2 protein-coding genes are annotated in these 2,258 nt (G+C 68.7%); both read right to left on the bottom strand.

The features are described 5' to 3' along the window. Window positions 1–32: 32 nt before the first annotated feature. Entirely contained in the window at window positions 33–1,562 is a 1,530-nt protein-coding gene (locus ACH4RC_RS42445; protein ID WP_398210498.1) for an ISKra4 family transposase, read from the bottom strand. A gap of 71 nt (window positions 1,563–1,633) precedes the next feature. Next, on the bottom strand, window positions 1,634–2,155 hold the full coding sequence (locus ACH4RC_RS42440; protein ID WP_398210496.1) for a hypothetical protein: 522 nt from the start codon (window positions 2,153–2,155) through the stop codon (window positions 1,634–1,636). Window positions 2,156–2,258: the final 103 nt, after the last annotated feature.

The following is a 2,258-nucleotide window of genomic DNA, read 5'->3' as shown; positions in this document are numbered from 1 at the left end:
TGGGTGCGGATCCTTTGGAGTGACGATCGGAATCAGGCGGTAAGGCTGTAGTTCTGCTGGTCAAGGCTTTGGTAGAGGCGTTGATGTTCGCGGGCTGCGTGGAATGTCCAGTAGTCCTCGAAGTCACCGTTCGTGATCAATGTGCGGAGTCGGAGGACGGCTTCGGCGCCGGGGAGTCCCCAGCGGGCGCCGGTGATGTCGAGGCGGTCGGCGATCAGGTGGCGGCAGGCGCCTTCGACGGCGCCGGTGGCAATCGGCCAGCCGTTCTTCAGGGCAGTGTCGTAGTGGAGCTGGTCAAGGTGACCGGCGAGGTAGCGGCTGCAGGTGGCGACGGCGTCGCGGCGGGTGGCGGGCAGGTGTGCGGCTGCGGCCTGGACGGTCATCTCCGTAGCAGCCCGCTGGGCATCTCCGGCGAGGATCGCGGTGAGTTTGTCCGCGGCCCAGGTTTCTGCCTCGCGGCTGCCGGCCGGATGAAAGGCGTGCGCGGCCGTCCAGCAGTACTCGGCAACGTGCACGAAGTCGAGGAGGACGTGCAGGTGGACGCCGCGACGAACGGCTTCGGACTGAAGCAGGTCGAGTTGGTGGCGGGCGCCGTCGACGAGCATGACCCAGTCGCGCAGATGCTCCGGGTCACGAGCCTCTGCCTGGGCGAACGCGTCGGCGATGACTTGTTCCGGTCGGTGGATCAGCGAGGCGGTGCACCATTTATGTTCCGCTTTCGGTCCTGGCCTGGGCGGTCGGTCCTGGCTGCGGCCGCCGGGCGGGTGGACGACGTCGTGCGGCCGGCGCGGGGCGGGTGCGGCATCGAAGACGCAGGCGACCGTCGCCATGCGCTTTCGGTTGGGTTTTTCGCCGGGGGCAAGGCGTCCGCGGCGTCCGGCCGCCGCCGTCTTGGCCGCGGCTCTGCGGGTTGCCTCGCGCAGGGCTTCGGGCCGCATCACCACCCCCTTGCCATCGACCTGGAGAACCAGCGCCATCTCGCGGGTGCAGGGGGCGGGGATCTTCACCGTGTAGTAAGCGGCGATGTCGACGGCCGCGGCGGCCACCAGCTCCGTCAGGCAGCGTTTGGCCAGCACCTTGCCGCAGCGTCGCTCGATCGCGGCGGTTGCCTGGTCGAACGAGCCGCGGACGGCTTCCAGGACCGCGAGGCGGGACAGGCCGCGTGAGTGCCGGCCAGCGGGCATCGAGAGGGCCTCGTCGGCCGGGTGCACGTTGGCAACACCGCGCCCGCGGTGAGCGATCCGTGTCACCTGGACCGGCCCGAACATGCAGGTCAGCAGGCGGTGATGGCCTCGTTCGTGCCAAGTCCGCAGGCGTCCTTCGGGGCCGACCACCGGTGGCTGCCCCGGCAGGGCGCCTTCCTCGGTCCTGGCCCGTAGGTCGAGGTGGTCCTGCAGCAGTTGCCGCAGCAACTCGCGTCCTTGCTGGTCGAGCAATTCCTCGAGCTCATCATGGGACAGGCGGTGCGCTGGGGCGTCGGCCAGCGTCGAGACAAGGCGTTCGAAGGCATCACGGGAGGCGGCATACCCGTCAGGCTCAGGTGAGGCGTCGTAGGGTTCCATCTGGGCTCTTCTTCGGTTCTTCTTGCGATTCGGTCTGGTTGGCTTCGAATCTACGAGGAAGAGCCCCTTGGTCACCGGGGGTTGAGCGGGTCGATGCCCGCATCGCGGCGGGCGAGGGCGAAGCGTCCCGGTGCGTTCTCGATCAGCCAGCCTCGCTCCACCAGCCGCTTGAGCTTGGCTCGCGTGCCCTCGATCTTCCCGGCCGTCGCCGGCAGCCCGATCCGTGGCACGATCTGCTTGGCCTGCAACGGGCCAGGCGCGTCCGCCAGCACCTCCATGATGTCCCGGTACACATCCGGCAACACCGTCGCCGCCAGACCCTCCCGCCACGGCGGGACCATCACCACGCCGGCGCCGTGCGGAGGGGATTTCAGCTCAGGCTCCACCGGCGCCTTTGCCTCAGCATCCGGCTCCGCGGCCGACAGCTCGGCCAGCACCTTCGTGACGGTCTCCCGCGTGATTTCCCACCGCGACAGATCCTCCTGAGCCGCCTCCAGTCTCAGCGTCAACTCCGCTATCTCGGACCGCAGTTCCTCGACACGGCGTCGGGCCGCGGCCTCCCGCGCCTCAAGTTCCTCCGGCAAAGACACCATGGCGCCCCACCTCCACCCCAACACGGTAGAAGCAAGCCGTCGCCCCGGCACCACCGATCAGCGTCTTCCCAGGTCAGTCATCCCTCGAGAGGATCCACACCCA

This window comes from Streptomyces sp. NPDC016845, from assembly GCF_044332585.1.
Lineage (GTDB): Bacteria > Actinomycetota > Actinomycetes > Streptomycetales > Streptomycetaceae > Streptomyces.
The sequence above is the reverse complement of the archived record's forward strand: the minus strand, read 5'-3'. Positions and strand labels throughout refer to the sequence as shown.